The following is an 8,020-nucleotide window of genomic DNA, read 5'->3' as shown; positions in this document are numbered from 1 at the left end:
CGCATCGCCTGCATCGCGAGCAAGCCCGCTCCCACAGTAGGTGGCAGGGTTACTTCAGCCCCAGCCGCTTGGCCATCCGTCCCAGGTTGGCCCGGTCCAGCCCCAGCTCGCGGGCAGCACTGGCCCAGTTGTGTTGATGACGCTCCAGGCAAGCGCTGATCAGCTGGCGCTGGTAGTTTTCGGTGGCCAGACGCAAATCGCCGACGGCATCCGGCACACTCTGGGGCTCAACCACTGCATAATTTGTGGGAGCGGGCTTGCTCGCGATTGCATCGCCTCGATTTGGCTGGCCGACCGCATCGCCTGCATCGCGAGCAAGCCCGCTCCCACAGTAGGTGGCAGGGTTACTTCAGCCCCAGCCGCTTGGCCATCCGTCCCAGGTTGGCCCGGTCCAACCCCAGCTCGCGGGCAGCACTGGCCCAGTTGTGTTGATGACGCTCCAGGCAAGCGCTGATCAGCTGGCGCTGGTAGTTTTCGGTGGCCAGACGCAAGTCGCCGACGGCATCCGGCACACTCTGGGGCTCAACCACTGCATAATTTGTGGGAGCGGGCTTGCTCGCGATTGCATCGCCTCGATTTGGCTGGCCGACCGCATCGCCTGCATCGCGAGCAAGCCCGCTCCCACAGTAGGTGGCAGGTTTACTTCAGCCCCAGCCGCTTGGCCATCCGTCCCAGGTTGGCCCGGTCCAGCCCCAGCTCGCGGGCAGCACTGGCCCAGTTGTGTTGATGACGCTCCAGGCAAGCGCTGATCAGCTGGCGCTGGTAGTTTTCGGTGGCCAGACGCAAGTCGCCGACGGCATCCAGCACACTCTGGGGCTCAACCACTGCAGTGTCGTCGTGGGTCGCGGGCAAATCCAGATCTGCTGCGGCCAGGGTCAATATGCGCGGGCGCGTACTGCAACTGCCCAGGGCTTTAAGGGCGCTGCGGCCGATCAGGTGTTCCAGCTCGCGCACATTGCCGGGCCAGGCGTAATGCACCAGCGCGGCCTGGGCGTCGGGGCTCAGGCGCAAGCTGCCCAGGCCCATGCGGGAACGGTTTTGCTCCAGGAAAAACCCGCTCAGCAACAGCACGTCCCGTCCGCGCTCACGCAAGGCCGGCACCCGGAGCGGGTAGACGCTCAGGCGATGATAAAAGTCTGCGCGGTAGCGCCCGCTGCGCACTTCTTCGGCCAGGTCGCGGTTGGTCGCTGCGATCAGCCTTACATTGACCTGATGTTCCTGGTCCGAGCCCAGGCGCTGCAACTGCCCGCTCTGCAGTACCCGCAGCAACTTGGCCTGCACGGTCAGCGACAGCTCGCCCACTTCATCCAGAAACAGGGTGCCGCCGTTGGCCAGTTCGAACTTGCCCCGCCGGTCTTGAGTAGCACCCGTAAAGGCCCCGCGCACATGACCGAACAGCTCGCTTTCCACCAGCGTATCGGGCAGGGCGGCGCAGTTGAGGCTGATCATCGGCTTGTCTGCCCGTGGCGATGCGGCGTGAATGGCCTGGGCCACCAGCTCCTTGCCGACACCGGTCTCGCCGGTGATCAAGACGGTCAGGTCGCTGCCGCCCACCAGGGCAATTTCTTCCAGCAGGCGCTTGTGGATTTTGCTCTGGCCGATCAGTTCCTTGTTGGGCGAGCCGCTGGCCTGTCGATAGAACTCGGCTTTTTGCTGCTCATCCTCGACCCGCAACGCCAGCCGCTCGATGCGCTGCGCCACATTGACCGTGGCTGCGGCCAGGCTGGCAAAGGCCTGCAAGTCGTCCAGCCCGATCGGCTCGAAGCGCTTGGGGTCCAGGGCATCCAGGGTCAGCAGCCCCCAGGGGCGCTCTTCAACAAACAGCGGGCAGCCCATGCAGTCGTGAACTTCAAGGTGCTCGGCCAGTCCGTCCACCAGCCCGTCATAGGGGTCGGGCAGCTCGCAATTGCTGGGGAAGCGCGTAGGCCCGGGGCTGCTGAGCAGGGCTTCAAAGCGCGGGTGTTCGCTGACTTTAAAGCGGCGCCCCAGCGTATCCAGGCTCAGGCCGTCCACTGCCAGCGGCACCAGCCAGTCGCCGTCCAGCCGCAGCAGGGCAGCAGCATCGCAGGGGAGGAGGGCGCGCAAGGCTTGCAGCAGGCGCCGATAGCGCTCGCTTTCAGGCAGGTCGCGCGACAGGTCGGCAACCAGGGGCAGCAGGGTTGTGAGCAGGGATTTTGCAGTCATTTTGACCTCATCTAGTCGTTATGACTATAAAGCAGTCAGAGTCAAAATGACTAGTATGATTATAAGATACTGATTTTAAAGGTTTTTAAACTTGGCACGGAAACTGATAGGTAAAGGGTAATTGATTAAGCCTACGTGCTCAGGAGTCACCCTATGCTTACCGCTCAGGATCGTGCCATCGTCAAATCCACCGTGCCGCTGCTGGAAAGCGGCGGTGAAGCGCTGATTACACACTTCTACCGCATGATGTTGTCGGAGTACCCGCAGGTGCGCTCCCTGTTCAATCAGGCCAACCAGGCCAGTGGCGACCAGCCGCGTGCCCTGGCGCGCGGTGTATTGATGTATGCGCGGCACATCGACCAGCTCGATCAGTTGGGCGACCTGGTGGCCAAAATCATCAACAAGCATGTTGCGCTGCAAATCCTCCCCGAGCACTACCCGATTGTCGGCAGCTGCTTGTTGCGGGCGATTGAAGAAGTGCTGGGCAGCGACATCGCCACCCCGCAAGTGCTGAGCGCCTGGGGCGCGGCCTACAATCAGCTGGCCGATATCCTGATCGGTGCCGAAGCGGCCATTTATGACGAAAAAGCCGCTGCACCGGGTGGCTGGCGTGGCGGTCGCGAGTTCAAGCTGGCGGCCAAGATCCAGGAAAGCGCAGAAATCACCTCGTTCTACTTCCGCCCGGTCGACCAGCAACCGATCCTCGACTTCGCCCCGGGCCAGTACATCGGCATGAAGCTGATGATTGATGGCGAAGAGGTGCGTCGCAATTACTCCCTGTCGGCGCTGTCCCAGGTCGGTCGCTACCGCATCAGCGTCAAGCGTGAGGACGGCGGTGTGGTGTCCAGCTTCCTGCATGACCGGCTGAACGTGGGTGACACCCTGGAACTGTTCCCGCCAGCGGGCGAGTTCACCCTGACCGACAGCCAAAAACCGCTGGTGCTGATCAGTGGCGGTGTGGGCATTACCCCGACCCTGGCCATGCTGGAAGCCGCACTGGCGACACAGCGCCCGATCCACTTTATCCACTGCGCGCGCAATGCCCAGGTGCATGCGTTCCGTACCTGGGTCGATGAACTGGCAGAACAGCACCCCCAGTTGCAGCGTTTCTACTGCTACGCCGAGCAGGATGAGTCGGCAGATCATGTAGGCCTGTTGACTGAGGAAGTACTGGCACAGTGGTTGCCACAAGAGCGCGATCTGGATGCTTACTTCCTGGGCCCCAAGGGCTTTATGGGCGCCGTAAAACGCCACCTCAAAGCCCTGGGCGTACCGGAGCAGCAAAGCCGCTACGAGTTCTTCGGCCCGGCGGCCGAGCTGAAATAACCGCCAATACAGGTTAAAAGCTGTAGCCGCTGCCGCAGGCTGCGATAAGGGCCGCAGGGCCTTGCAAAGCAGGATCGCTGCCTGCGGCAGCGGCTACAAAAGCTGGGCCTTAATCCCCCATTAATCCCCCTGCGACATTTTTCCTGCGGCGTTCAGATACATCCAACCCGGGGGGCAGGGTGTAAACTGCGCGCTTTACACACTCAGGCAAAGGGACGCGGGATGACGGAAGACATGATGCAATTGGGTCGGGAGAAACGCTTCCTGGTCCTGCTGGGGCTGATCTGCCTGGCGCTGATTGGCGGTGCGCTCTACATGCAGATCGTGCTCGGCGAGGCGCCTTGCCCGTTGTGCATCCTGCAACGCTATGCCCTGCTGCTGATCGCGATCTTTGCCTTTATAGGCGCCGCGATGCCTGGCCGGCGCAGCCTGACAGTGCTTGAAGTGCTGGTCGTGCTGAGCGCCATCGGTGGCATTGTCGCTGCCGGGCGTCACGTTTATATCCTGGCCAACCCTGCGGTGAGCTGCGGTCTTGACGCGTTGCAACCGATTGTCGATGGTCTGCCGCTGGCGGCGATCTTCCCGCTGGGGTTTCAGGTCGACGGTTTTTGCTCAACCCCGTATCCGCCCGTGCTCGGCCTGTCGCTGGCGCAGTGGGCGCTGGCGGCCTTTGTAATGACCGCGGTGCTGGTACCGCTGGGCATTTACCGCAACCGGAAAAAAGCTGACTGAGCAAAAGGTTAAATTTTGCTTGGGCCGCCTCGTTCTTCCCTTGGAAGTGCGGGGCATTTTTTTGCCCGAGAGCAAATGTAAAGGGGATGTGATTCGACGCCGAAAAGGGCTGCGCGGCACTGCGACATATTGTCACGGAGAAATTGTCGCAGGGCGTGTTTTGGTCTGACAAGCGGTCTTGCAAGCGTATGTCTTCATGTAACACGAGTGAAGCGATCCGCTGCTGATGGCAGGCTTGAAAAGTACGCCGCGTGACACCATGCAAATCGGCTGTAGCCCTTTTTATTTGGGCGTTTAAGCAGGTTGGGGAGGGGGCTTTCGTGCGCTAAAAAGGGGCGTTAAAATCGCGCGCCATTGGCGTGCTTCGGCCCTGGATGAGGGGGGCTTTGAAACACGGGGGGTAATAATAGGTAGGGATTGTTACTGGAGCCGAGAAGAATTATTTCCGGATGAGACATGGTTTATAGAGAGCTACCTAACTACAATCGCCCGCACTGAACGTCCAGCCTGCTCATCCCTGAGCCCAAGCGGGAAGTTGAAGGGCGACTGGGCGGTTCATGACAGGCGCCCCATGCGACTCCCAGGTACTGGCAACCCTTCTAAGTTCCGCACCAAATGGAATTGGTCTGTAACAAGGCCATTGACCACGTATCGAATAAGAAATCACTGCTAACCCGGAATTTGCCCGTTCGCCTGATGGTGATAGAGCAGGCATTTATTCAATTCCGGAAAAGAGCCAACCCTTGGCAGGGCGAAGTGTTGGCGAAAAAAACCAACTGCATTGTGCAAGCTGTTTTAGAGGTCGTGAGATGACTAAAAAAAGGTACCCCAGACTCCTTGGCTTATTGCCACTTTTCGGCATGTTGTTGCTGGGAGGTTGCAAGTGGACGCTGCTGGATCCAGTGGGGCAGGTCGGGGTCGAAGAACGTAATCTGATCATCACCGCTACGTTGCTGATGCTTCTGGTCGTAGTGCCGGTCATCATTATGACCCTGGTCTTCGCGTGGAAATATCGTGCGTCGAACACCAGCGCTACCTACACGCCGAAGTGGTCGCACTCCACCAAGATCGAAGTTGTGATCTGGACCGTGCCGATTTTGATCATCATCGCCCTGGGCGTGATCACCTACAAATCGACCCACGCGCTGGACCCGTATCGTCCGCTCGAATCTGACGTCAAGCCGATTACCATCGAAGTGGTGGCAATGGACTGGAAGTGGCTGTTCATCTACCCGGAACAGGGTATCGCCACCGTCAACAAGATCGTGTTCCCGGCCAACACTCCGGTCAATTTCCGTATCACCTCTGACACGGTCATGAACTCGTTCTTCATTCCGGGCCTGGGCGGTCAGATCTACGCCATGGCCGGTATGCAGACCAAGCTGCACCTGATTGCCAACCGCAACGCTGAAATGGAAGGCATCTCTGCCAACTACAGCGGTGCCGGTTTCACTGGCATGAAATTCAAAGCGATTGCGACTTCTCAGGCTGAATTCGATGCCTGGGTTAGTGAAGTCAAAGCATCACCTAAACAGCTTGATGAAGCTGAATACGCTGCTTTGTCCAAAGCCAGCCAGAACAACCCCGTTGAACTGTTCTCCACGTACACACCGAACCTGTTTCAGAAAATCGTCGACAAGTACGAAGGTATGACTCCAGGCAAGCCGGTGAAGCACGAGAAGAAAGAAGTGGCCGGGACCGATGGGGTGGACACAAGTTCGCATTCAGCTGCCGGGGCAGAGGAGTAAACGATGTTTGGTAAATTAAGTTGGGAAGCGGTCCCGTTCCACGAGCCGATCGTAATGGTGACCATTGCCATGATCGCGCTGGGTGGTCTGGCACTGTTTGCAGCAATCACCTACTTCAAGAAGTGGACCTACCTGTGGACCGAATGGCTAACGTCAGTCGACCACAAGAAAATCGGCGTGATGTACATCATCGTCGCCATGATCATGCTGCTGCGCGGCTTTGCCGACGCCGTCATGATGCGTACCCAGCTGGCCATGGCCACCGAGGGTTCGCCTGGCTACCTGCCGCCTGAACACTATGACCAGATCTTCACCGCTCACGGTGTGATCATGATCATCTTCATGGCGATGCCATTCTTCACCGGCCTGATGAACCTTGCAGTGCCGCTGCAGATCGGCGCACGTGACGTTGCCTACCCGTTCCTGAACTCCCTGAGCTTCTGGCTGCTGGTGTCCGGCGTTGTGCTGGTCAACCTGTCGCTGGGCGTCGGCGAGTTCGCCAAGACCGGCTGGGTTGCCTACCCGCCACTGTCGGGCCTGCAGTACAGCCCGGGCGTGGGGATGGATTACTACATCTGGGCGCTACAGCTATCGGGGCTTGGTACGACGTTAACCGGGGTTAACTTCCTGGCGACCGTACTGAAGATGCGTGCTCCTGGCATGAAACTGATGGACATGCCGATCTTCACCTGGACCTGCACCTGGGCAAACGTCCTGATCGTGGCTTCGTTCCCGATCCTGACCGCTACCCTGGCTCTGCTGACACTTGACCGTTACATGGATTTCCACATTTTCACCAATGAACTTGGTGGCAATCCAATGATGTACGTCAACCTGTTCTGGGCGTGGGGTCACCCTGAGGTATACATCCTCATTCTGCCGGCGTTCGGTATCTTCTCTGAAGTTATCTCCACGTTCACCGGCAAGCGTCTGTTCGGTCACCACTCGATGGTCTACGCCTCCGGCGCGATCTCGGTGCTGGGCTTCATGGTTTGGCTGCACCACTTCTTCACCATGGGTTCGGGTGCAAGCGTCAACGCCTTCTTCGGTCTGGCGACGATGCTGATTTCGATCCCGACGGGGGTCAAGCTATTCAACTGGCTGTTCACCATCTACCAGGGCCGTCTGCGCTTCACCAGCCAGGTTCTGTGGACCCTGGGCTTCATGGTGACCTTCGCCATCGGCGGCATGACCGGCGTACTGCTGGCCATCCCGGGTGCTGACTTCGTACTGCACAACAGCCTGTTCGTAATTGCTCACTTCCATAACGTGATCATCGGCGGCGCGGTATTCGGTTACATCGCAGGCTTCAGCTTCTACTTCCCTAAAGCGTTCGGCTTCAAACTGAACGAGAAGTGGGGCAAGGCAGCGTTCTGGTTCTGGTGCGTCGGCTTCTTCGTTGCCTTCATGCCGCTCTACGCGCTGGGCTTCATGGGCATGACCCGTCGTCTGAACGCCAGCACCAACCCTGAGTGGGTGCCTTACCTGTACGTGGCCCTGTTCGGCGCGGCACTGATTGCTATCGGTATTGCCTGCCAACTGATCCAGCTGTACGTCAGTATTCGTGACCGCAAGCTGCCAGAGAACGCCTGCGAGCATGGCGATCCATGGAATGGCCACACTCTGGAATGGTCGACTTCGTCGCCACCTCCGTTCTACAACTTCGCTGTAGTGCCAAAAGTCGACACCATCGACGCGTTCACCGAAGCCAAGGAAAACGGTACTGCGTACCAGGCTCCGGCCAAGTACTCGCCGATCCACATGCCTAACAACACCGCTACCGGTGTGTACATGGGTGCTTTGCTGACCGTGTTCGGTTTCGCAATGATCTGGCACATCTGGTGGCTGGCCATCGTTGGTCTGGTTGGCACTGTCGTGGTCTTCGTTGCCCACGCTGCCCGCGACGATCAAGGCTACATGGTGCCGGTTGAGACCATCGAGCGTATCGAGGCTGAGCAGCACAAGCGTCTGGTAGCCGCCAAAGCAATCCCGGCTACTCGTGTTGAAACCAAGTTGGAACAGGCTTAAAC

General features: G+C 59.1%; 5 protein-coding genes and 2 pseudogenes. 4 read left to right on the top strand and 3 right to left on the bottom strand.

Going from position 1 to position 8,020, the window contains the following annotated elements; all coding sequences use genetic code 11:
- Window positions 1–49: 49 nt before the first annotated feature.
- The 3 genes and pseudogenes from ACZRMS_RS25135 to norR all read right to left on the bottom strand — a co-directional run.
- A pseudogene (locus ACZRMS_RS25135) lies at window positions 50–220 on the bottom strand (helix-turn-helix domain-containing protein); the annotation flags it as partial.
- A 124-nt stretch (window positions 221–344) separates the two neighbouring features.
- Window positions 345–515: pseudogene (locus tag ACZRMS_RS25130) on the bottom strand (helix-turn-helix domain-containing protein); the annotation flags it as partial.
- 124 nt (window positions 516–639) lie between these two features.
- The gene (gene norR / locus ACZRMS_RS25125) at window positions 640–2,184 is read right to left on the bottom strand and encodes a nitric oxide reductase transcriptional regulator NorR (RefSeq protein WP_463997513.1); all 1,545 of its coding nucleotides are present in this window, start codon (window positions 2,182–2,184) and stop codon (window positions 640–642) included.
- A gap of 153 nt (window positions 2,185–2,337) precedes the next feature.
- Here norR and hmpA point away from each other — a divergent pair, with 153 nt between their 5' ends.
- From hmpA to cyoB, 4 genes are all read left to right on the top strand, one after another.
- On the top strand, window positions 2,338–3,510 hold the full coding sequence (gene hmpA / locus ACZRMS_RS25120; RefSeq protein ID WP_463997512.1) for an NO-inducible flavohemoprotein: 1,173 nt from the start codon (window positions 2,338–2,340) through the stop codon (window positions 3,508–3,510).
- Between the two features lie 222 nt (window positions 3,511–3,732).
- Window positions 3,733–4,242 (top strand): disulfide bond formation protein B, encoded by a 510-nt coding sequence (locus ACZRMS_RS25115; RefSeq protein ID WP_463997511.1) that lies wholly within the window; start codon window positions 3,733–3,735, stop codon window positions 4,240–4,242.
- Window positions 4,243–5,051: 809 nt separating this feature from the next.
- Complete coding sequence (cyoA, locus tag ACZRMS_RS25110; RefSeq protein ID WP_463997510.1) at window positions 5,052–5,990, top strand: ubiquinol oxidase subunit II; 939 nt, start codon at window positions 5,052–5,054, stop codon at window positions 5,988–5,990.
- Window positions 5,991–5,993: 3 nt separating this feature from the next.
- The gene (gene cyoB, locus ACZRMS_RS25105; RefSeq protein WP_048359144.1) at window positions 5,994–8,018 is read left to right on the top strand and encodes a cytochrome o ubiquinol oxidase subunit I; all 2,025 of its coding nucleotides are present in this window, start codon (window positions 5,994–5,996) and stop codon (window positions 8,016–8,018) included.
- Window positions 8,019–8,020 lie beyond the last annotated feature (2 nt).

The organism is Pseudomonas sp. B424, assembly GCF_055408345.1.
This window is presented reverse-complemented; position numbering and strand designations above follow the sequence as displayed.